The following is a 23870-nucleotide window of genomic DNA, read 5'->3' as shown; positions in this document are numbered from 1 at the left end:
GCCTTACGTTATATTAAATATTAAAATAATATTGCACTTTTATCGTTAATTACTATATTGCGAACCCAATTTTTTCATATTTGAAACTATGAACTTGAGAAAAACCTTAGTATTACAGCTATGCATTGCATTAGTTGCGACATCTCTTTTAGTGAGTTGTAACAAAACCCGAGACTACAAAAACAGTTCTAGGGCAACCGGATGGAAAATGAACGCCAAAGAAGGTGGTTTCCAGTACAATCCGAAAGCCCAGGAACAAGAAACCGGCCCCGGTTTAGTATTCATTGAGGGTGGTACTTATACCATGGGTAGAGTACAAGATGACCCAATGCACGATTGGAATAACTCTCCTAATCAACAGCATGTTCAGTCATTTTATATGGATGAAACCGAAGTGACTAATCTAATGTATTTGGAATATTTAGACTGGATCAAGCAGGTTTTCCCACCTTCCGAAGAAAATTTCAGAAGAATTTATGACGGTGCTGTACCGGATACTCTGGTATGGAGAAACCGACTTGGATTTAATGAAGTAATGACGAATAATTATTTACGCCACCCTGCATATGCTAATTATCCGGTAGTAGGTGTAAGCTGGGTTCAGGCAGTTGAATTCAGTAACTGGAGAACAGACCGCGTTAACGAACTCATTCTTGAAGAAGAAGGAATGACGGCGAGAAATGCCCGCTATGATGTAGAACCTGGCAAAACCTTTAATACAGATACTTATCTTAATTCTCCAACCATGACCTATGGTGGAAATGATTCGATCACGCGTGGTGGCAAAAGATCAGAGTCACTAGCTAAACGTAGTGAGGATAGTACAAACCTTTATGTACAACGTAAAGACGGACTTTTATTACCCGATTATCGACTTCCAACGGAAGCCGAGTGGGAATATGCGGCACTTGGACTTGTAGGATTACGTAGCTACAACGTGTACAGAGGTAGAAAAAAATATCCTTGGGATGGACAGTATACCAGATCCGGAGACCGAAGAAGTCGTGGAGATCAACTGGCTAACTTTAAGCAAGGTGATGGTGATTATGGTGGAATTGCAGGATGGAGTGATGATGGCGCAGATATTACCGCCGAAGTAAAGTCTTATGAGCCTAATGATTACGGATTATATGATATGGCAGGAAATGTTGCAGAATGGGTAGCCGATGTTTACCGCCCAATAGTTGATGACGAATTTAATGACTTCAATTACTATCGTGGTAATGTTTATACCAAAAATGCCATCGGCGAAGACGGTAAAGTAAAAATTGTCACGGCAGACTCTATAGTTTACGATACCTTAAGCAATGGAAAGATCGTTGCACGTAACTTACCAGGAGAGATCCTTCAGGTGCCGGTTGATGAGCAGGAGACTTATTTGAGAACGAACTTCTCAGAAAGTGATAATCGTGATTATCGTGATGGTGACCCTCGCTCAACCCGCTACTATAACTCTTTTGCCGATGAAGGTGAAAGTTCTGAAGATGACACAAAGAGAATGTATAATTCTCCTAAGCATCAGGTTTATGCAGATAGTTTAGGAAACTTAGATCGTCAGTATGATAAATCTACCAAAAGAACAACCCTAGTGGACAACGAGGTTCGTGTTTATAAAGGCGGTTCATGGAGAGACAGAGACTACTGGTTAGATCCTGCACAAAGAAGATATTTCCCTCAGGATATGGCCACAGATTATATTGGTTTCAGATGTGCAATGTCGCGTGTTGGATCCAAATCCAAAAAAGGAAAAAGACCAAGAAATTAAACTTTAATAGTTTCAAAGTGAAAAAGCCCTTTTCGATTTTTATATCTGAAGGGCTTTTTTAGTACATTTATTTTCTATGAAAACTGAAACGCTTCATCAACTATTCCTCGAAAGCAGCGGAGTTTCTACCGACACCCGAAAAATTACCAAAGACTGTCTCTTTTTTGCCCTTAAAGGCGATAACTTTAACGGTAATGCCTTTGCTTCCGAAGCCATAGAAAAAGGAGCGAAATATGTGGTTATTGACGAATCGGTGTATCATATTCCAAATGGAAAAACAATTTTATGTGAAAATGCTTTGGAGACTTTACAAGAATTGGCCCGGTTTCACAGAAAGTTCTTGAATATTCCAATACTAGCTTTAACGGGAAGTAACGGTAAAACCACCACCAAGGAACTAATAAACGCTGTTCTTTCTGAAAAATTTAATACCACAGCTACTTCAGGCAATCTCAACAATCATATTGGTGTGCCCTTAACGCTTCTTAAGATGAATTCCAAAACAGAAATAGGCGTGGTAGAAATGGGAGCCAATCACCACAATGAGATCGCAAAACTTTGTACCATCGCAGAACCGGACTACGGTTACATCACAAACTTTGGGAAAGCCCACCTGGAAGGATTTGGAAGTCTCGAAGGTGTAGTAAAAGCCAAAACCGAATTATACCGTCATCTTCAGGCCAACGATAAACTCGTATTTGTCAATGCCCGGGATAAGCGCCAAATGAAACTTTCTGAAGATATAAAACGCTACACCTTCGGTGAAAAAGAGCAGGATTGCATGGTAACCTTAAAAAATGCTTCAAAACACGTTGAAGTTTTATTCAAAGGACAGCACATACATAGTAACCTCATCGGACTTTATAATTTTAATAATGTAGCAGCGGCTATCGCAATAGGAGATTTCTTCGGAATTTCTTCCGAAGCCATAAAACGTGCTATCGAAAAGTATATTCCTAACAATAATCGATCACAGCTTATTGAAAAAGCTACTAACAAGATCATATTAGACGCTTACAACGCTAATCCTACCAGTATGCTTGCTGCTATAGAAAATTTTAAACAAGCCGAAGGAAATGAAAAGATCCTGATTTTAGGTGATATGTTCGAATTAGGCAGTGATGCTCCATTAGAACATCAACATATCACAACGTTTCTGGAACACCATCCCTTCGGAAAGGCCTATCTGGTTGGGAGCAATTTTAAAAAAACTAGGCACAATGCCAATCACATTATGCAATTTGAAACATTTGAATCGCTTTCTGCACATTTAAAGAAACACCCTTTAGAGCGCAATTTTATCCTTATTAAAGGATCGCGGGGTATGGCCTTAGAAAGGGTTCTTGAAATTTTTTAACTCTACGACAACTGGATTTACGCATGATCCCGTTATCTCCACTACTGCAAATACAATCCGATACAAGCTGCGCTTGTGAGGATTACTCCTGGTGATCCAGATACAACTCACTACTGCAAATACAATCCAATACAAGCTGCGCTTGTGAGGATTACCCCTGGTGATCCAGAGACAACTCATTACTGCAAATACAATCCAATACAAGCTGCGCTTGTGAGGATTACCCCTGGTGATCCAGACACAACTCACTACTGCAAATACAATCCGATACAAGCTGCGCTTGTGAGGATTACCCCTGGTGATCCAGATACAACTCACTCCTGCAAATACAATCCAATACAAGCTGCGCTTGTGAGGATTACCTCTGGTGATCCAGATACAACTCACTACTGCAAATACAATCCAATACGAGCTGCGCTTGTGAGGATTACCTCTGGTGATCCAGATACAACTCATTACTGCAAATACAATCCGATACAAGCTGCGCTTGTGAGGATTACCTCTGGTGATCCAGATACAACTCACTACTGCAAATACAATTCAATACAAGCTGCGCTTGTGAGGATTACCCCTGGTGATCCAGATACAACTCACTCCTGCAAATACAATCCAATACAAGCTGCGCTTGTGAGGATTTTTACATTTCTTGAACAATACAGTAAACTGTATGTTCTGAAATGTAAAAATCCCAATGACCCTGTCATTGGGATTGTGCTTGATGTGGGTCATACTGGATTCGAACCAGTGACTTCTACCCTGTCAAGGTAACACTCTGAACCAACTGAGTTAATGACCCATTACTTGTCTCAAAAATAAACAAATTCTATCTCAGAAAATAACTCCGAGGGCCATATTTTATTAAGATTAAACAACGAAATCATCTATTTCCTGCGGGATCGTGAATTTTGTGCTTGAAGTGGGCGCGAAGACGACCGAAGGTAAATAAAATGTCCTTTTGACATTTTTAGTGAGGGGCGAGCTTACCGCGTGGCTTTCGAATCCAGAGCGGACACAAAAAAAGCCATCCGACTGGATGGCTTTTTGAAGTGGGCGCGAAGGGATTCGAACCCCTGACCCCTTGGGTGTAAACCAAGTGCTCTGAACCAACTGAGCTACGCGCCCTTGTTAAGGTTGCCATGAATCACTCATTGAGTGCGTAGGCGGGTGCAAATATAAGGTAGTTTTTAATTCCCGCAAACAATTAATTCAAAAAAATCATAAAACTTCAGCAACCACGAAAGTACTGCCCCCCACAAAGATGAGATCGGCTTTGTCGGCTTTATTTATAGCACTTTTATACGCCTCTGAAACACTTTTAAAACTACTTCCGGACAGATTAAATTGGGTAGCCGCCTGATTCAAAATTTCAACCGGAAGCCCGCGTGGTATATTGGGACTACAAAAATAATATTGTGCGTCTTTCGGAAATAACCGTAAAACATTTTCGGGGTCTTTATCATTCACCATTCCCAACACTATGTGTAGATTATTATAATGCTGAACCTCTATCTGTTCCAGAACATACATCAAACCTTCCTTGTTATGTGCGGTATCACATATAACCTTTGGACTTTCCCGAAGAGTTTGCCATCGCCCCATAAGTCCGGTGTTTCTTATGACATTTTCAAGTCCATTCTTAATAGCACTTTCCGATAATTTCCAACCTTTCTCAAGGAGGATCTTAACTGCAGCAATTACAGTTTTAAGATTATGCTTCTGATAATTTCCTTTAAGATCGGTAGTATATGGGGTGATCTCATATGGCTCGACAATAGTCAGTTCCGAATTATGCCGGGAAGCAACATTTCTAAAAACTTGCTCTGTTTCAGGATGGCATTCGCCTACCACAACCGGAACATCTTTTTTAATGATACCTGCCTTTTCCCCGGCTATCTCCTTCAAGGTATCTCCTAAAAAACGGGTGTGATCCAATCCAATATTCGTAATAATAGAAACTTCCGGAGTAATAATATTGGTGCTGTCCAGACGCCCTCCCATACCAACCTCTACGATGGCTATATCCACTTGTTCTCTCCTAAAATGATCAAAAGCCATCCCGACGGTCATTTCAAAAAAAGAGAGTTGATTCGTCTCAAAGAACGATCTATGTTCATTTACAAAACTTTGAACGCAGTCTTCAGAAATCATTTGTCCGTTTATTCGTATCCGTTCCCTGAAATCTTTGAGGTGAGGCGAAGTATACAATCCTGTTTTATATCCTGCCTCTTGAAAAATTGAGGCGAGCATATGGCTGGTCGAGCCCTTACCATTTGTTCCCGCCACATGCACACTTTTAAAATGATAGTGTGGATTATCTAAATATTCGGCTAACAGCAGGGTATTGTTGAGATCGGCCTTATAGGCCGCACCACCCATTCGTTGATACATGGGCAGCTGCGAAAACAGCCACTGTATTGATTCTTGATAGTTTATAGTCTTTGTATTTATTATTTAATCAGCAGTCTTTTAGTAATCTTTGATATGCCAGAAGTAACTGTTACAAAATAGATTCCCTGGCTGAAAGTTTCCAGCGACAACATGTATTCAGTTTTTGCGTTATCATATTGCTTTTGCCTGATAAGGCGTCCCATGGCATCGTATACGGCTACCGAAACAGTCTTAGTATTTCCCGGAATTGAAATTTTTACAAAATCGGTGGCAGGATTGGGGTATAGATTCAGTGCTACAGAACGTTCTTCGGCGTTGATATTCAAAATATCACCAAAAATATCGAGCTTATAACTCGATCTTCCGTAGGTTCCAATGTACAAATATTCTGAAGCTTCATGGATATGCATATCAGTAACCACTACCGAAGGTAAATTTGTTCCAAGCACTTCCCAATTGATCGTCTGGTCCTTGGTGACCATTACTCCTATATCGGTTGCAAGATAAAGGTTATCGTACTTATCCAACACAATATCATTAACCGGGATATCGGGTAAATTCGCAGTGATGTCCAGCCAGTTTAGGCCGGCGTCAATACTTTTGTAAACATGGCCGTCATCTTCTCCATATCGGTATCCCGAAAAGGTCACATATACCGAATTTAGTTCATCTCTTGAAGCCAATACTTTGGTTACCCATCTGTCGGGTAGTGTTGTTGAAATAAGATCCCAGTTGCCACCACCGTCATTAGTAAACCAGACATTGCCATCATCTGTCCCCACATAGATATAGTCACTATCTACAGGCGATACAGAAATACTTGTAATGGTACCAAAGGTCAAATTTCCGGTATGAGGACCGTTACTAAGATCGGGGCTTATTGCTGTCCAATTTCCAGCGGCATTGGTAGATCTGTACAATCTATTTGCTCCATAGTACATGATCTGCGAATTGTTCGGGTCCATAGCAATTGGAGTATCCCAATTTTTTCGATCTCCACCCGAAATTCCTACCGTCGCATTTACAAAAGAGGTGGCATTATTGGTCGATTTCCGTAAGGCGCCGTTTTGAGAAAGTGCATAGATGACATTGGTATCCGTAAAATCGACCAGCGGTTGAAATCCGTCACCGCCATTGATCACGTCCCAATCATCGAGACTTCCGGTAACGGTTCGAATAGTACTGTTGTCCTGGGAACCCCCATAAATCTTGTCGTCGTCTTGAGCGTCCACATGAAAACGGTAAAATTGCGTAATGGGTAATGTTAGATCCTTAGTAGACGAAATACCGTCATTGGTACTTTTATAGAACCCTCCGTCATTGCCCAATAAGACCTCCCCGGCTACCGAAGCGTTAAAGGCCAAAGCATGTTGATCTACATGAACTCCCGGAAAGGCTGTGCTCCAAGAATTTCCACCATCGGTTGACTTCTCAACTACAAAATCGACGTTGTAAATTGTATTTTCATCGGTTGGATCTACATAAATTCCCCGAAACCACCAGTGAAATCCTACATTGGTCAACTGACTAGAATTGACCGTTGTCCAAAGGTCGCCACCGTTCGCCGTTCTGTAAACTCCCTGGATACTTCCTGCGGCATCGGCATATCTCGCATACAACACATTTGGGTTCGATCTTGAAATATCGATACTTATTCGTCCCTTTTCGGAAGCCAGTGATGGAAGACCATTGGTAAGTTCTGTCCAGTTCTCACCACCGTCGGTACTGCGATAGATGCGAGAGGTTTCTCCCCCATATTCCCTTAGATTGGGTCTTCGAACACGTTGCCAACTGGCTGCATAAATAATATTGCTATTGGTTGGGTGAATCGCCATATCGATCACACCTGTAATATTGCTAACAAACAATTTCTGCTCCCAGGTATTTCCTCCGTCGGTTGAACGATATACGCCTCTGTTAGTATCATCTTTAAATAACGGCCCCATAGCACCCACAAAAATGATATCATCGTTATTAGGGTCGATAAGAATTTTGCCAATACTCCCTACATCGGGCAATCCTTTGGTTTGCCAGGTAAGTCCGCCATCCTCACTTTTGTAAATTCCATCTCCGTCATAAGCAAGAGATCCACCACCCGCATTCACTTCGCCGGTTCCTACCCAGACAATGTCATTGTTATTTTCTGAAATTTCGATGTCTCCGATAGATAGCATTTCCTGATCATCGAAGATGGGGTTCCAGCTGATACCTGCATCGGTGGATTTAAATATTCCTCCTGAAGCAGCTCCAACGTAATAGGTTTGTGGTTCATTGGATGGAATTTCAATATCGGTAATACGGCCACCAACATTTACAGGACCTGAAAATTCCCAGACCTGATTCACGGCGTTTCTTTGTTGCTGATCCTTTTTCCATTGAACGGCTTTACTGTAAGCATCAGTTTTTATCTCCCCGGAAGGGTAAGCACGTTGCATGAACATAAAGTCGTGAGGGGTCTTATCAGGGTTTTTTTCTGAAGGGTTTACTGAAGCCTCTCTGTTTGATTCGACACAACCAATCAACAATAGAAAACCAAAAAACACTAGGGTAAATTTTCGGATCATAGCTATAATTATTAAGAACTAAAGATACTGAAAAATGGGAAGGAATTTAGTGTGTTCTGTAAGGGAAAGAAAAAGGTCTAAAGCTGAAGGTTGAGGGTTGAAGGTTGAAGGTTGAAGGTTGAAAAATAAAAAATCCGGACTAAATATTAAGAGCCACACTATTCTGAAAGTTTAAATCGGTAGATGATCTTCCCAATTTGTTTTGCAGGGGCTTTGTCGTCACTATTAAAACGGGTGGCAAGTGCTGCTCTTTTTGCAGGTTCCAATAAACATCTTGAATTATTGGTGGTCCCACGCACCCCGGGAGTTGCACTAATAACACGGCCACTGCGATCCACTTCGATACTTACCACCACAGTTCCTGCCTCATTACAATCCTGTACAAACTTTTCCTTATTGAGCGCCTTACGACCACCCAACAGGTAATTCCCATCCCCATCCAGTCCTTTTCCAGTACCGTAATAACTTTTGGCATTAGGGTCACCGTTAGGGTCTCCTTTATCGCCGGCTGTCTTATCGTCTCCTTCACTGCCTTTGGATTTTCCATCGCTCTTGGGTCCGTTAATCAAGCTTGAAAGCGCATCACTTGTCGATTTGGACGGAGTAGGATCGGGTTTTTTTACCGGTTCCTTTTTTGGTTCTACTTTTTTAGGGGTTTCTACTACTTCCTTTTTAGTCTCTTCTTTCTTGATCACGGGCGCATCCTCATTATCCTGAGTTACCACTTCTTCCTTGATCTCGGATTTTGGTTGATTCGCCGGTTCGGGTTGTGATTCCTTTGGTTGAGATTTTATAGGTTCGGTAGGTTGGATATTCCCACTGCCTGTTTCTGTAGTTCCAAAATTTACCGCGATCCCGTTCTCCGGCGGCGGATCGAGATAGGTAAGCCCAACGATAAACAATAAAATGAGGATGATCACGTGTAGAATTACCGTGATGGTCATACTCTTCTTTTTATGTTCTGTATCTAAAAGGCTCATTTTTTCTTTTTCTTCGGAAGGAAATCTTGCTTCCTTCCCTTTGTGTTAGGGACTCGTCGTTGTTGTTTTCGCAACCCTGCCGAAGCTCCATATGAGAGCGAAGGAGAGGAACGCTCAATTAAAAACCTAATTGGGTCTAACCGCCAACACTACTTTAAAATTATTCTTATTTGCAATATCCATTACAAAAACAGCATCTTCAATTGGCACCCCTTCTTCGGCACGCAAAATAATCGTTGGCTCCTCTTGTCCGGCCAGTGCTGCTTTTAATTCTGATTCGATACTGTATTCGCTTACACGTTCCTTATTCACATAATATGCTCCATCTTTGGTAATACTTACCGAAGCCTTTTGCACATTGGTACTTTTTCCCTTAGCCTTGGGCAAAATCAGGTCCAGCGCATCGGGTGTTATTGCCGGAGAAGTGAGCAGGAAAAACACCAACAACAGAAAAACTATATCTGTCATTGAGCTCATACTGAACTCCGGGCTTACTTTATTTCTTCCTCGTAAATTCATTACGCAGGTTCGTTTAATAGATCTAAAAAGTCTACGGCTGTCGCCTCCATCTGATGTACTACCTTATCGGTTCGCACAACGAGATGATTGTATCCCATGTACGCGATAATACCCACGATCAAACCGGCTACCGTTGTTGTCATTGCGGTGTAAATTCCTTCTGCAAGGCTTCCCATTTCTGCTTGACCACTACTAGTTGCCAGTTGATGAAATGCCAAAACCATACCAATTACGGTTCCGAGGAAACCAATCATTGGAGCTGCCCCTGCTATAGTGGCGAGTATACTTACATTTTTTTCTAGTTTATATACTTCAAGACGCCCAGCATTTTCGATGGCGGTATTAATATCTTCCAACGGACTACCGATACGCGATATTCCCTTTTCGGTAAGTCGGGACACCGGACTGTTCTGTTGTACACATAGCACCTTCGCAGCCTGAATATTTCCGGAGGCAACATTATCGCGAATCTGATTCATAAAATTACTGTCCAGTTTGGAAGCCGCTTTGATCGCAAAAAGGCGTTCAAAATAGATGTAGACCGCTACAAAAAGTAGCACAAAGAGTACAGCAATGATGATCTGGCCTCCGAGTCCGCCATTCATTAAAAGTTCCATTACGGAAAGCGTTTTTTCTTCTACTACCGGTTCTAAGTCCTGTAGTGCAGGGTCAACACCATCCTGAATAAAGAAGTTTAGCATAGGTTACTTTGGTTTAAACCTGATTCGGATACAGTGTTCCATAAAGTCAGGTAGAATTTTCTGTTTATTGAGTTAGAAAATAGTATAATAAAGATTTGTGACAACTGCTTCAAATTGAATAACGACGATCACACTAAGAAATTGTTAAGCATGGTGAAATATGACTCTTTCAATGATCAAAAAGACAATGGCACCGGCGGCAAATCCAAGAAATGCAAGCCATGCTATCTTTTTCAGATACCAGATAAAATCGATTCTTTCCATCCCCATAGCGGCTACACCCGCAGCAGAACCAATAATAAGCATACTTCCACCGGTTCCGGCAGAATACGCAATAAAGTGCCATAATACAGAATCGGTTGGAGAGTCGTACATACCTATAGAGGCCGCCACAAGTGGAACGTTATCTATGATGGCCGAAAGTATTCCCAAGAGCATCACCACAAGGTCTTCCCCTAGAAAGAACCAAATTTCGCTTTCACGAGGAATGGCTCCCTGTAAGGCTTCAGCAAGATATCGAAGGGTTCCTACCTCCTCCCCGTGAACCACACCGTAAACCAGACTTTCAAGTCCGGCCACCGCCATAAGGATTCCGAGGAAAAATAAGATACTTGATATTTCTATTCGCGATAAGGCCTTATGGGCAGAGTACAAATGCCGTCGTTCTTTTGTAAAATCCTCTTCAGGATGAATATATTCAGAAACGAGCCAAACGACACCCAATGCCAGCATCATCCCCATATAGGGAGGCAGATGAGTAATCGTCTTAAAGACAGGAACCGAAACGATCATTCCCAATCCTAAGAACAGCATAGTGCGGCTACTTAGTAGTTTTTCAGCTTCCAGATCCTCCTCGGCATGTACTTCAATATTTCCCTGAAAGGGTTTCATATAGCTTGCCACTAAAAATGGCAGTGCAAAACAAACCACAGAAGGAATAACAACGAACTCTATAAGCCCCATGGCCGTCACCTTATTAGCAATCCAGAGCATTGTTGTGGTAACATCCCCAATTGGAGACCAGGCTCCTCCCGCGTTAGCAGCGATAACAACCATAGCCGCAAACCACAAGCGATCCTCTCTTCTGTGAATGAGCTTTCGCAATAAGGTAACTAAAACAATAGTAGCGGTAAGGTTATCGATGATAGCGGATAGGATAAACGCCAATATCCCAATAATCCATAGTAATTTTCTTTTGCTTTTAGTCTTAACAGCGCCTTTTAACACTTCAAACCCACGGTGAAGATCGATGATCTCAACAATAGTCATTGCTCCTATAAGAAAGATAAGGATTTCGGCAGTTTTACCGAGGTGATGTAATAGCGTTCCGTTAAAGCCTTCTTCGGCCGCTTCGCCTCCCGAGAGAAAATTAAAAGCCTGTTCTTCTGTATTAATAATATCGAACCATCCTGCGTGAAAACCGACGGCAAGTACAGCCCAGATGAGCGCTGCCATGATAAGTGCCGGTACTGTTTTATCTAATTTTAAAGGATGTTCGAGGGTGATGGAAAGGTATCCTATTACAAAGATTAAGATGATAATTGATTCCATAAATCGGGAGGTTCTTAACTAAAGTTAAACGAAATTCCGCCCTAAGGACGGAACGAGAATGATGTGCGTCTTGAATGGCACTAAATTAACTGTTTCAGGGCTATTTCAAAAGCCGTTTTACTAATATTTGTTTTAGAGCTGTTATTGTCGAATGTATTCTGAATTGCATTCTTGATAGTCATTGATGTATCGTTGAATATGGCTTCATCGGTCATTTGTACTTTACGCTCCATAAAGTAAGCAAACACACGGGCCATACCACAATTACTAATAAAATCGGGGATAAGGCTTACTTTCTCATCGGTAAATTCCATGATCGATCCGAAGAATATTTCCTTATCTGCAAAGGGGACATTGGCACCGCAACTTATCACTTCCAGACCGGTTTCTATCATAGACGCGATTTGATCCTGGGTGATTAACCGGGAAGCAGCACAGGGTGCAAAAACCTCACACTCCAGAGTCCATATTTTTTTGTTGATCTCGTCAAAAGACATCATATTATCTGCCTTTAGCGTATTACCATCCTTATTCAGAAACAATTGTTGAACTTCCTCAAAACTAAAACCATCGGTATTGATCAAACCACCAACTCTGTCGATAATTCCAACAACTTTTGCACCCATTTGAGCTAAGTAGTACGCCGCCGCTGCACCTACATTTCCGAATCCTTGTACTACCGCACGTTTTCCCTCCACACTTCCGCCATAGATGTCGTAATAATGACGCACTGCCTCTGCCACACCATAGCCGGTGATCATATCGGCTACCGTATATTTTCTGGATACATCGGGAGAAAACTGAACATTCTCCAATACTTTGATGACGCCCTGACGAAGTTGACCGATACGGTTTATCTTATCGGCTTCTGTAGGCGTGAAATGGCCATTAAAAACACCTTCCTGTGGATGCCATACTCCGCTCTCCTCAGTAATGGGGATGACTTCATGGATCTCATCAACATTTAAATCCCCACCGGTACCGTAATACGCTTTCAGTAATGGAGAAACAGCTTTGTACCACCGTTCCAGAACTCCTTTTTTTCGGGGATCACTAGGATCGAAATTAATTCCGGATTTGGCACCGCCTATTGCAGGACCTGATACGGTAAATTTAACTTCCATGGTCTTTGCCAGCGATAGCACTTCATTGCTGTCTAATCCCACACGCATACGCGTACCTCCTCCGGCAGCACCGCCTCGCAATGAGTTTATCACGGTCCAGCCTTCGGCTTCTGTTTCGGGGTCATTCCAATGGAAAACAATTTCTGGTTCTTTTTCTTCGTACTTTTTGAGAAGTTCTTTCATGAAGGTAACGGTGGGTTAACGATCACCTGAGTATGAACAAAGGCGCAGCCACAAATATAAAAAAATGGAATAGGCTGTGTATTGATTTTGTGTAAAATTTATGGAAATTGACCAAGTAAATTATTTAATCGTCAGTTTAATTGAAAAACCTACATTTTTTTTATTTATGAAAGATCACCCCAGTCGAATGGTCCCTTTCTGCCCCAGTCACACTGGACAGACAATTAACCTCTCCGCGTAGTTTAAGTATCCCTAAGAGTCCGAATATCAAGGCTTCCTTGTACTCGATGATTGCCTTTTCAGGCAAAATGATCTCCATATTAGAAATTGCTTTCAATCGTGAAATGAGAAAATCATGATAGGCCCCTCCCCCTGTGATAAAAACAGAAGAATGCTCACGGAATTGTCGTGAAAGCTGAATGGCAATATGTTCGGTATAGGTTCTTAAAATATTTAAGGTCGATTGACCGGAATTCTTTAGCACCGGAAAAACATTTTCCTGTACCCACTCCAGACCTAAGGATTTTGGGGGTGTCTTATCATAAAACGGAAGCGCGTTGAGTTTTGATAATAAATGAATATCCAATATCCCTGAAGCAGCAAGATCACCGGCATGATCGTAAGCTTTTCCCAGGTGAGTGGCGTAGTGGTTTAATACAATGTTCACTCCGCAAATATCGTATGCTATCCTGGTTCCGTCATTCCCATATGAACAATTGGCAAAACCACCCAGATTGAGGCAATAATCATATTCATTAAACAACAATTGATCTCCAACGGGAACTAATGGTGCACCTTGTCCACCCAATGCAACATCCTGCACTCTAAAATCACAGATCACGGTTTCACCAATGAGGGTAGCAAGTTTCGGTAAATTCCCGATCTGCAACGTAATTCCTGCCTCGGGACGATGTAAAATGGTATGTCCGTGGCTACAAACCGCATCGAGGTCTGCTATGTCATGCCTTTTAATAAATACAGAAATACATTCCGACAGATACAAAGTGTACTCTTCATTCAGCGTCTTTAATCTCCCTTCCGAAAAGTAAACAGCTTCTTTTAAGATCCGTCGCCAGGAGTCGGGATACGGAATGGTCTCTGCCTTTATTATTTTGAACGTCCATTCGTTCTTTTCGGAAACCGAAAAATCGAGTTCGGCTATATCGATCCCGTCCAGCGAGGTTCCGCTCATAACTCCTAAAACATGATACCGGTCTTTGTGCATAATCACAAATGTATTAAACTTAGAATACAGCACAGCAACAGATGAATATTATGTGGCACATTTGATATTTTTCAGTTTTGGTAATTGCTATTTTAGGAGTACCTTTGTGGCTCTTTTTTTTGAATATTACCTTTAAGCAAAACCTATGGATTTCAGCCTTTCCGAAGAACATTTAATGATACGCGACGCAGCCCGCGATTTTGCAAGAACCGAATTATTGCCGGGTGTTATTGAACGTGATAATAAACAGGAATTTCCCACCGAACAGGTAAAGAAAATGGGAGAACTTGGTTTTCTGGGAATGATGGTAGATCCAAAATACGGAGGAGGAGGAATGGACACGGTGAGCTATGTACTGGCCATGGAAGAATTGAGTAAGGTGGATGCTTCGGCTTCGGTGATCGTGTCGGTGAATAATTCATTGGTTTGCTACGGACTTCAGGCATTTGGAACTGAAGAACAAAAACAAAAATATCTAAGCAGACTTGCAACGGGGCAATCCATAGGGGCGTTCTGCCTAAGTGAGCCCGAAGCAGGGAGCGATGCAACCTCTCAAAAAACAACGGCGATAGATATGGGTGATCACTATGTGCTAAACGGTACAAAAAACTGGATCACCAATGGGGGAACGGCAGATTATTATCTGGTGATCGCTCAAACAGACCGAGACAAGGGTCACCGTGGAATTAACGCTCTTATCGTAGAAAAGGGCTGGGAAGGTTTTGAGATCGGACCCAAAGAAGACAAACTTGGAATTCGCGGAAGCGATACCCATTCCCTTATCTTTAACGATGTAAAAGTTCCAAAGGAAAACCGCATTGGCGAAGACGGATTTGGCTTTAAGTTCGCCATGAAAACCTTAAGTGGCGGCCGAATTGGAATTGCTGCTCAGGCGCTGGGAATTGCGGCCGGTGCTTACGAACTGGCACGCGAATATTCTAAAGTACGCAAGGCATTTGGTACAGAGATCTGTAATCATCAGGCGATTGCTTTTAAGCTTGCCGATATGCATACTTCCATTACTGCTGCCAGACATCTGGTGATGAAAGCGGCCTGGGATAAGGATCAGGGAAAAAATTACGATATGAGCGGAGCCATGGCAAAATTATACGCTTCACAGGTTGCTATGGATGTTACCGTAGAAGCGGTACAGGTTCATGGCGGAAACGGATATGTAAAAGAGTATCATGTAGAGCGTATGATGCGAGATGCCAAGATCACTCAGATCTACGAAGGAACTTCCGAGATACAGAAGATCGTGATCTCCAGAGGACTTTTACGAGAATAACACAACCTGAATTTTAATGTTTAGCCTTTCGTTCTGAAAGGCTTTTTTTATGGCGAGTTTTATTGCGCCGCCTGCGGCGGCGCAATAAAACCGGGTTATCCGCTATATCTCTTTCCGGCTGCCCCCGGCTGCCGGAAAGAGGATGCCGCTGCTACAAGCCCGCCTTCGCTGCCACGGCAGCGAAGGCGGGCCCCTCTCGCGAAAAGTTCACTAGCCGAAAGGTCAAACGGTGTAACAAAATTTCGGTGACACCGACAAATAGACAAAGCTTTTCACGATTCAGTTTTCAAACTCAATTTTTTTACCGAAATTGAGACTCCAAAATTTAAAGTTCAATAACCTTAAAATAGCCATTCCTATGTCCGATGAATTCGATCTATTAGAAACCGACTCTAACTCTAAACAGGAGAACGTAGAAGTTAATTGGGGAAAGACAGTCGACCAGATGAAGTCTAAACTGGCGCAAGAAGACGATCCCGAAGTGCGACAAAAGATCCTCAACGCTACTCTGGATGACGTAGTAGGTATGGCCGAAAAAGATCGCTCGTCACTACTCGATGCTATTAAAGACCTCACCGATTATCAGGATGAAGTCGGGATCATTTTCGAAAAGTTCTCTACCTTAAATGCTGCCGAGCAAAAGGTGATCGATAGCGCCCAAAAACGCCTGGAACGGGCTCGGATAGAACTGGAAGAGGCCGAAAATGTAAAAGACAACTGGTGGAACAACCTTTGGGGGCGCAAAGCGCGTATTCGAAAAAAGCAAGCCGAACTGGAAGCCGCACAAAAGGAACGTGAAGGTGCCGATATGAAAGCCAAACAAATGTTTCAGGAACGTATTGAAAGTGCCGATATTCAAACACTGCTTAATGAACTTTCATATAAGAGTCAGGCAGCTGTCTCCCGTCTTAAGAACCGGGAAGTTGAGATCAAGGAAGTGGAAGATAAGCTACAGGATGCCATTGTGGAAGCCAGTAACAACCACAACAAGGCTCTTGAAAAGAAACAGGAAACCGAGCAAAAGCTGGAAGAGCACTATGCCTTGCTAAAGGTAGCACGCCAGGAACTGGAGGAAGTAACCGACAAACAATCTCCCGAATATTCCGATGCCATTGCCAAGATCACTCAGCTGGAGCAAAAAGTGGAAGAGCTGGAAGGCCTTAAAAATGCTTATACCACATTGGCTGCAAGTAAAGACAGCTTTGTACACAAGCATAACCTAACTATAAAAGTACTTACCTCTCTACGCAGCAATCTGCAGACGCATCGTGCCAAATTAAAGAGTGACACCGACGAGCGTTTAAAATACTACGATGGCTATGTTGTTGCGTTAAAGGCGCGTACCGATCAAGAATTTGCCGCCATCCTGGAACATCTGGGAGTAAAAACCGACGAACATATTGGTCAGACGCTGGCCGCCATGCATACTGCAAGCGCCAAAGCGCGTCAGGAGATGATGGACAATATTCCGGTACACGAAAAAGTGATGCAGGGCGTATATTCCAGTTATGCCGAGTCCCTTCAGGAGATCCGTGAGAAAGATGCCGAAATTCAAAAGGATTTTGCCAATCGATACGGTATCGATATGAAAGAGATCTTTGAAGAATATTATGCTTCCGATGGGAATGCTTCTTCGGGAAAAGACAATGACCCGGCACCCGAAAAACCAAAACCTTCCGCTGACGATGAGTTGTTAGGATAGTTGTCTGGTTGAACGCCCCTAACTGTCTAAACCACATTTAATGTCCGTAAACCAAATTGTAACACCGCTGGACAGTGCTGTTCTTGAAACGAAAGAACAGTATGCGGTCTATTTTAAAATTGTACAACATGCTTTTAATGAGTTGGTTAAAAGTATTTCACAGCATTCTATCTGTAATGAGTTGGAGGTGACCTACATCGAGCAGTATTGCGAACTGCTTCTCTACTCCATAGAGGCTTTTCGTGTTAAATATTTATACGATGAAGAGGAGAAATTGAAGGTAGACCTTACCGAATCGGGTTTTCCAAACTATCTGGAATTCCGTTATCTGTATAACGACCTTTCCTTAAAAAAGGAACACCTTAGTAAACTTCCTAAGATTGAAGAAATAAAGAGTCAGTTTCTCGAGAAGCTATTAAAGGAGAAGGAAGATATCAGAAAAGATAAATTATATCAGGCTGCCAGTATTGTATATTATAATTCGGTAGACCAGAAGTTTATCTATCGGAAATTCGTTCAGGGAAAAATCATTAGAACCAAAGACGAATTCGGTCCGGAATATATGGTAAGCTGGTCTTTTTACGATGTTACCTATAACCGTCCCTTTATCTGTTTTATGTACTTCGATCTGTATAAGGATACTATCGATAATTACACCGAAAAGATCTATAAGGTATTGGAGAGCGTTGCCGACAGAGATATGGAACTGGACATGATGGCGTATGCCATCGATAAAAAATTAACCAAGGTATGGCCAAAGAAACTACGGAAGCTCGATCTGGGACCGTTACATAATGTATTTGCCAAGGATGAATTAAAGATCACTCACACCATCCTTCAAGGAATAGTTAATAAGAACCTAGACCTGTCATCCTTCGCAATATCGCTTTCAATTGAAGAGATCAATTCTATTGGAGATTGGAACGAGGGCAGTTTTTTCAATTTCTCGAAAGTACAGGTGTGGGAAAAATCGAAACCGGAAAAGTACTTACTCAGCCCTCACAGAGTGATGCAGACCCTGTACGACCAGATTCCACAGGAAATAAATAAATTAAGCAAGGACCCGATAGAGATCGAGGCGCTAAAATTACAATAATGGAACACAATTCAACTTTTCCTATAAAACTTTCCGAACTTGCCAATCTTCGCGAAGAAGCCACTTCCTATCTAAAAGGTGTTAGCTGGGAACAGGGTGCTAAAGCCAAAAACCGCGATAAGGATCAAAAAGACAGCTCTATACTTTTATACTTGTCTAAAGCCAATGGCACACATGCCAGTGAGGTGATCTCTGTTTCCAAAACCATACTCTCTCTAAAAAAACGTCTCCTACCCGATTCGGTTGCCATTCCGTTGCATTTAAATGAGGCGTTATATGCACTCCAAGAGGGCATTGCTACCGGTATCTGGTTAAAGGACAGCTACTCGGATGCATCAGGGCTTACTGCCCTTAATGAGCGAAAGGCAAGTTTCGATGCTTCTCAACGTCGTGAGTACGATTCGAAGATGCAAACCGCGACAGCCTTCATGCTATACGGAATCGCCTACCGCATTCTCTATGACCTAAAACCGGTGGCTTCCGAAGACCTGAGCGTGATGAAGAACAAATTTGCCGGGATCCCGGAGTTGTCCCTCATGTCACCTGTAAAGGGAATTTCCTGCCTGTTGTTCTATCTGGATAAATACCTTAATCATCCCGAGATCATTACTTCCGATAAAGACGTGGTCGACTTTACAGTAGTATTCTTTGAAGCTGTTATTACCGAAATACAGCTGCGAATCGGTGCGCTGGAATACACCGAAACCATAGTAGACCGCACCTATAAACTGGAGAAAAGCGAGTTTGCCGTTTCAGGTTGGGAAAATGTCTTTGAAGGCACGGCAAAAAGTGTGGAGTTCAATAAAATCCAGTTTGAAGAGATCGTGGGTAACCGCGATGCCAAGCACTTTGCCCGCAGACTTACCGAACGGATGTTGAGCTATGATTTTACCGCTAAAAAGAATCCTTTTCAGGAATTAGGTGGCTTTATGCCGGTTTTTATGGGCTATGGAATTCCGGGTACGGGGAAAAGCATGTTGATCGCTGCCATTGCCACCCGACTCAAAAAACATTGTGACGAACTGGATATCCCATTTCTGTTTCATCCCATGCCAGATACGCTCATCTCTACCTTTCAGGGAGGGTCGGCCGAAAAAATGGTTCAATGGATGAAGCCGCTGCAGGATCCCACCAAACTTATATTTGCCCCTATCGATGATGCCGAAAACAATCTGCAGGAGCGTACTGCACAAGGAGTATCTGCCGGGGTTAAGGAGGTTATAGGAGTGTTCCTGCGTTATACCGAAGGTGCCTACGCAGTAAACTATGGCAATAGTTCGATAGGACTGTTTACCAACCTTCCTGAAATGCTGGACAAGGCCGTGATTTCAAGAGTGCAGGGACGATTTAAGATCGATGGAGCCCGTACGATCCCCGATTTTATCGATCAGGATTATCTGTGGTGGAGAAAATTCGAAAAAACCATGCCCGGTTTTGTAAATATGAGCGGCCCGGGAGACTACACTTATCTCAGCGATCAAGGGCTTGCCAAGAATCTTGGAGAGATCCTGAGCAATGTAGAACGACCTTCGGAAGAAAAAGTGCTGGAGATCTACGAGCAGACCGAAAAGAAACACAAGGATACCGAGCATCTGTTCTACGCTGCGTTGTTTAAAAATATTCAAAAAGCATTTCCGTTCTTCTCTTCCCGTGACATCAGAAACATTCAGAGCGCTGTTTCCCTCCGTTTAACCGATTTCGACCTGCCTTCAGAATGGTTTGAAGACCCAAGCCTGTATTTCAGAAAAGATTACGACACCAAATTTACCATGCTGCAGGACTTGATGAAACAAAATATGAAAGGACTCAACTTTTCAGACATCAGAAAACAGGAGGCCATTCGATATCTCGACAATGTGGCAACAATAGCCGATACCGATTTTAAACGCAAAGTGGATCAGCGGGTGCATGATATGAACATTCAGCTGGAAGCACGAAGAATTTTTGAAGAAGGAGACCAATAATGGAAAAACTAAAGGCGGCGGGACTTTACGGTGGCGGACTCATTTCGCTTTCCGGGGCATTGGTAAAACGTTATAATGAATGTTTAGCCGTGTTGGGATTAAGCCCTACAACCCTTCCTCATTTTAAAGTGGACGCCATGGGCTGGAGTCCGGAGATTTCCGAAGAAAGAAAAGATCCGTATTACCTCAACATAGGCGAAGCAAACAGCAATGCCATACTGGTTTCCCCTCAACAGGAACAATTACCTGTTTATATGCCATTTCACAGTTTCGATCGCGATCTCATACGGGCCGTTTTTGCTGCGTACCGAAAGGAAATAAAAGATATTACAAAAGATTCGGCTATCTGTATCCATCTCGACCAGAAGATGGATGCCTATCACAATCCGTTGGATCTCTTGTATTACACTAAAATTGAAGTGACTTTTAAATTAATTAACGATCTGGAGAAAAAACAACGGCAACAGCTGGACTTGGTAGCTCAATTCAACGAAGGAAACAATTTTATAAACCGGGAGCTGCACCATAAAATATTGAAATCGGCCAGAGATCATGGAGATCTTCGCACACGAAAATTACTGCTGGAAGTTCTGAATCTCCCGGTAAGTTCATTTTATACCCGGGCATTTGGAGGTGTATTTATACTGAAAGACTTTATTAAACCTGTAATGATCTTCGAATCAACAGAAACTTTTAATACAGCCATTAAGGATACCAGTCATGATGTGTTGTTGTATCATATCGATCATACCGAGTTAATAGAAACCTTACAACACCACCTTATTGTGGAACGGGACCTTCATAAAGCTGCCAGAACCGATAGGTACGAACGCATAAAAAAACATTTACTCTCCTCCCATCTCAGCGCAACAGAACATCCTTTAAACGAGATCCTCGCCAGTCAGTTTCTTTTCAAAAAATATCTCAATACTTTGGATCCGGAAGTTCAGAAGCAATTGCTGAGTGTTGAGCGTTTTAACCAGCGTAAGATCGTAGAGCGGGAATTAAAGGAAGACGAAGTTGTTCCGCCCATGTTCTTAAAAGCCTTGTTGGCACCTCATTCGGCTTTGGAGGAAGAGCACAAAGAACTCATCAATACTCTTATATGTAAAATGATGCCCATAGACCCGCTCCATCTGTATTGGTTCGACAAGCAAAATTTTTACAGCAATTATAGCCAATGGAATGAAAACTATAAAGATTGGGTAATAGATTGTATCTTAGAATCTCATAAAACCGAAAGCGTATGACACTGGAAATCATAGTATTTATAGCCTCAATACTCACAGGTATTCTTATGTACTGGAGCGAATCGAAGAGCAACAAGATCTACCGGTTTTTTAATCATATGATGCATGCCAAAGACTTGCAGATGAAGCCCGAAAACAATAAAGGATTTGTGCACCGGCAAGCCTTTTTAATGCGACTGGTCTGGATCACGTTTTTCCTGTTATTACTGGCCATAGTGGTAAGTTTTGTAACTCCATTTAACGCGTTCTACATTCAGTATTTTGCTTCAGCCATTGTAGGCATTCTCATAGGAACCTATATCGCGTCGCTCTTCCTGTTTGCCGGGGAAAGTGTAAAAAAAGAAAATCTGGAAAAAGCCCTTCAGAAGGGAAAGGATTTTGTGGAAGACCTTACCGACGGTGATGATGACCCTGTAAAAGAACCGTTACTGAAAGAAGATCCACATGCCAAAATTCCCGAACAGAAAAGTGCGCGTGACCGGCTAAAAGATAAGGGCATGATCAAGTAGTTAATACTGAAACCGAAAAATTATGATAAAAGCATATTGGCAAAAAGGCAGGAAACAACAAAGGATCCTAATTATAAGTGGTGCGATCCTTGTTTTACTATTGTTTTTCCTCAGGGATGACTATCAGCCGGCTTTATTATTTCTTCGGAAATACATCTTCGTCATATTAATACTCCTGCTTTTCTTGGTATTTACCTTGTCTAAATTCCGAAACGCACCCACAGCGGGGAGACGAATCCTGATCCTTTTGGGGATCGCAGCCTTTTTCGCAACGATTTGGTTTTTTGGCTGGAAACTGGAACTTTATCAGTACATGCAGACCTATAATGTCTACAAAAATCTGAATCGCACCGAAATTCACGAATTACCTCTAACCCGCAACGAACGAATTCAGCCTTACAACAACATTGTTACTATGGCCTACGAATCGATCGGGGAAACACAGGAAGTGTCACCGCCACAGCTGGTACGGATCGACAGTTCCAACCAATGGACCATGGCCGTGCAACCCGCCAAAGAATATATGTGGCAGCGCATGAACGATAACACCGAAGAACTGTTTACCGTGGAAAGTACTTCTCCGTTTCCTAGATTTTCGGACGGGAACAGAATACCCATCACCTTTGCCATAGGGGAATCTCTGGCCTTTAGCCGTAACACCTATAATGCGGTGGTGCAGCGCTTTAATTTCTTTCAGTTGTTCACGCTAGAACCCAGCGAAGTGTTTTATATGAAAAATGATGAGGGGAAATGGGTTCAAGTTGTAAGCCTTATAAAATGGAAAGGGTTTTTCTTCCCATATCCATCTTACGGCGGTGTGATGATCATAGAACCCGGCGCGCATGATGTGGGCGATTATTTTGAACGTATCACTATTGGAAAGGGAACTTATATTCCTCCTTCCGAAATAAAGAATCATCCTTTTTTAACCCGTCAGAATATGTTAGCCGAAGAAGTTTCGAGACTGCAAGCACAGTCTCTGCAGTTTTTGGGAGGCTTTACAGATCCGTTGCCATGGAATATGGAAACTGCCGTTAAGATTCCCGACCTGAAAGACGATGAAAACCGACAACCTTTCGTTACCGACTTCGATTTTACCGGAATGAATACTGAGGCTTACAGCGGACTCTACCACTGGTTCGGACTTGAACCCATAGGGGAAGAGCGAACCAGTTTATCGTTTAGCGTATTTATCCCCGCAGATGGTTCCGATGCGCTGTACTATTATAATCATGCAGCCAAAAAACAAGGAATGGCAGGAGTTTCGGCCATGCCTTTAAAGGTGGTGGAATCTCGAAAAGAATATGACTGGTCGGTCAACAAACCCGTAGAATTTAGACCTTTCGTAAAACACATCGCTGGTAGAAAACGTTTATTCGTATTGTGTACCGTTGCCGCCAAACGCGATGACAGCAAAAAATTTGATGGGGCTGCGACGCCCGATCTCGCATTGGTAGACGTAGAATACCGCGATGTGATATGGGTGGATGCCAAGCACCCGTCGAAATGGGAATCCACGATACTGGAACAATTAGGTGAAACATGGAAGGCTTCAGAAAATCTTTCCGAAGAAGACCTTTATCCGAACAAAATAGAATTTGATGTTGTGCCTCTCACCGAGATCGATAGTGTAATGATCGATTCGGGATTCATACCAAAGCCGACAATAAAAGATAGTTTGAATTAATAAATATCTTCCCAAAA

Annotated in this window: 17 protein-coding genes and 2 tRNA genes; 9 read left to right on the top strand and 10 right to left on the bottom strand. The window is 42.5% G+C overall.

Going from position 1 to position 23870, the window contains the following annotated elements; genetic code table 11:
- Window positions 1-88: 88 nt before the first annotated feature.
- Window positions 89-1765, top strand: coding sequence for a gliding motility lipoprotein GldJ (gene gldJ, locus ALE3EI_RS07210; RefSeq protein WP_186987616.1), 1677 nt, complete (start codon window positions 89-91; stop codon window positions 1763-1765).
- Between the two features lie 76 nt (window positions 1766-1841).
- Entirely contained in the window at window positions 1842-3122 is a 1281-nt protein-coding gene (locus ALE3EI_RS07205; RefSeq protein WP_186987615.1) for a UDP-N-acetylmuramoyl-tripeptide--D-alanyl-D-alanine ligase, read from the top strand.
- Between the two features lie 721 nt (window positions 3123-3843).
- Here the strand turns inward: ALE3EI_RS07205 and ALE3EI_RS07200 are convergent.
- The 10 genes from ALE3EI_RS07200 to ALE3EI_RS07155 form a co-directional block, all read right to left on the bottom strand.
- A tRNA-Val gene (locus tag ALE3EI_RS07200) sits at window positions 3844-3918 on the bottom strand.
- Window positions 3919-4169: 251 nt separating this feature from the next.
- Window positions 4170-4244, bottom strand: a tRNA-Val gene (locus tag ALE3EI_RS07195).
- A 93-nt stretch (window positions 4245-4337) separates the two neighbouring features.
- On the bottom strand, window positions 4338-5555 hold the full coding sequence (locus ALE3EI_RS07190) for a bifunctional folylpolyglutamate synthase/dihydrofolate synthase (RefSeq protein ID WP_186992323.1): 1218 nt from the start codon (window positions 5553-5555) through the stop codon (window positions 4338-4340).
- Between the two features lie 14 nt (window positions 5556-5569).
- Window positions 5570-8074 carry a T9SS type A sorting domain-containing protein gene (locus ALE3EI_RS07185; RefSeq protein WP_186987614.1) on the bottom strand — a complete coding sequence of 835 codons (2505 nt, stop codon included), beginning with the start codon at window positions 8072-8074 and terminating at the stop codon, window positions 5570-5572.
- 158 nt (window positions 8075-8232) lie between these two features.
- A complete protein-coding gene (locus tag ALE3EI_RS07180) occupies window positions 8233-9054 on the bottom strand; it encodes an energy transducer TonB (RefSeq protein WP_186987613.1) in 822 nt (273 codons plus the stop codon).
- A gap of 126 nt (window positions 9055-9180) precedes the next feature.
- Window positions 9181-9573, bottom strand: coding sequence for an ExbD/TolR family protein (locus ALE3EI_RS07175; RefSeq protein ID WP_186987612.1), 393 nt, complete (start codon window positions 9571-9573; stop codon window positions 9181-9183).
- The gene (locus ALE3EI_RS07170; RefSeq protein WP_186987611.1) at window positions 9573-10274 is read right to left on the bottom strand and encodes a MotA/TolQ/ExbB proton channel family protein; all 702 of its coding nucleotides are present in this window, start codon (window positions 10272-10274) and stop codon (window positions 9573-9575) included. The genes ALE3EI_RS07175 and ALE3EI_RS07170 overlap by 1 nt, the downstream gene beginning before the upstream one ends.
- Window positions 10275-10418: 144 nt before the next feature.
- A complete protein-coding gene (gene nhaD / locus ALE3EI_RS07165; RefSeq protein ID WP_186987610.1) occupies window positions 10419-11825 on the bottom strand; it encodes a sodium:proton antiporter NhaD in 1407 nt (468 codons plus the stop codon).
- Window positions 11826-11905: 80 nt separating this feature from the next.
- Window positions 11906-13132: a Glu/Leu/Phe/Val dehydrogenase dimerization domain-containing protein gene (locus ALE3EI_RS07160; RefSeq protein ID WP_186987609.1), complete on the bottom strand. Its 1227-nt coding sequence runs from the start codon at window positions 13130-13132 to the stop codon at window positions 11906-11908.
- A gap of 160 nt (window positions 13133-13292) precedes the next feature.
- A complete protein-coding gene (locus ALE3EI_RS07155; RefSeq protein ID WP_186987608.1) occupies window positions 13293-14357 on the bottom strand; it encodes an anhydro-N-acetylmuramic acid kinase in 1065 nt (354 codons plus the stop codon).
- Window positions 14358-14502: 145 nt separating this feature from the next.
- Between ALE3EI_RS07155 and ALE3EI_RS07150 the strand changes: the two genes are divergently transcribed.
- The 7 genes from ALE3EI_RS07150 to ALE3EI_RS07120 all read left to right on the top strand — a co-directional run bounded on the left by ALE3EI_RS07150 (window position 14503) and on the right by ALE3EI_RS07120 (window position 23853).
- Complete coding sequence (locus ALE3EI_RS07150) at window positions 14503-15645, top strand: acyl-CoA dehydrogenase (protein WP_186987607.1); 1143 nt, start codon at window positions 14503-14505, stop codon at window positions 15643-15645.
- A gap of 358 nt (window positions 15646-16003) precedes the next feature.
- Window positions 16004-17347: a coiled-coil domain-containing protein gene (locus tag ALE3EI_RS07145; RefSeq protein ID WP_186987606.1), complete on the top strand. Its 1344-nt coding sequence runs from the start codon at window positions 16004-16006 to the stop codon at window positions 17345-17347.
- Between the two features lie 40 nt (window positions 17348-17387).
- Window positions 17388-18443 (top strand): hypothetical protein, encoded by a 1056-nt coding sequence (locus ALE3EI_RS07140; protein WP_186987605.1) that lies wholly within the window; start codon window positions 17388-17390, stop codon window positions 18441-18443.
- A complete protein-coding gene (locus ALE3EI_RS07135) occupies window positions 18443-20407 on the top strand; it encodes an AAA family ATPase (RefSeq protein ID WP_186987604.1) in 1965 nt (654 codons plus the stop codon). The genes ALE3EI_RS07140 and ALE3EI_RS07135 overlap by 1 nt, the downstream gene beginning before the upstream one ends.
- Window positions 20407-21657, top strand: coding sequence for a DUF6638 family protein (locus ALE3EI_RS07130; RefSeq protein ID WP_186987603.1), 1251 nt, complete (start codon window positions 20407-20409; stop codon window positions 21655-21657). The genes ALE3EI_RS07135 and ALE3EI_RS07130 overlap by 1 nt, the downstream gene beginning before the upstream one ends.
- Window positions 21654-22166, top strand: a complete 513-nt coding sequence (locus tag ALE3EI_RS07125) for a hypothetical protein (RefSeq protein WP_186987602.1) — start codon at window positions 21654-21656, stop codon at window positions 22164-22166. The genes ALE3EI_RS07130 and ALE3EI_RS07125 overlap by 4 nt, the downstream gene beginning before the upstream one ends.
- Before the next feature lie 22 nt (window positions 22167-22188).
- Window positions 22189-23853: a hypothetical protein gene (locus ALE3EI_RS07120; RefSeq protein WP_186987601.1), complete on the top strand. Its 1665-nt coding sequence runs from the start codon at window positions 22189-22191 to the stop codon at window positions 23851-23853.
- The last annotated feature ends 17 nt before the right edge of the window (window positions 23854-23870 follow it).

Origin of the sequence: Constantimarinum furrinae, from assembly GCF_014295415.1 — a bacterium.
GTDB lineage: Bacteria > Bacteroidota > Bacteroidia > Flavobacteriales > Flavobacteriaceae > Constantimarinum > Constantimarinum furrinae.
Note: the sequence above shows the minus strand (reverse complement) of the source record. Positions and strands in the feature narration are given on the sequence as shown.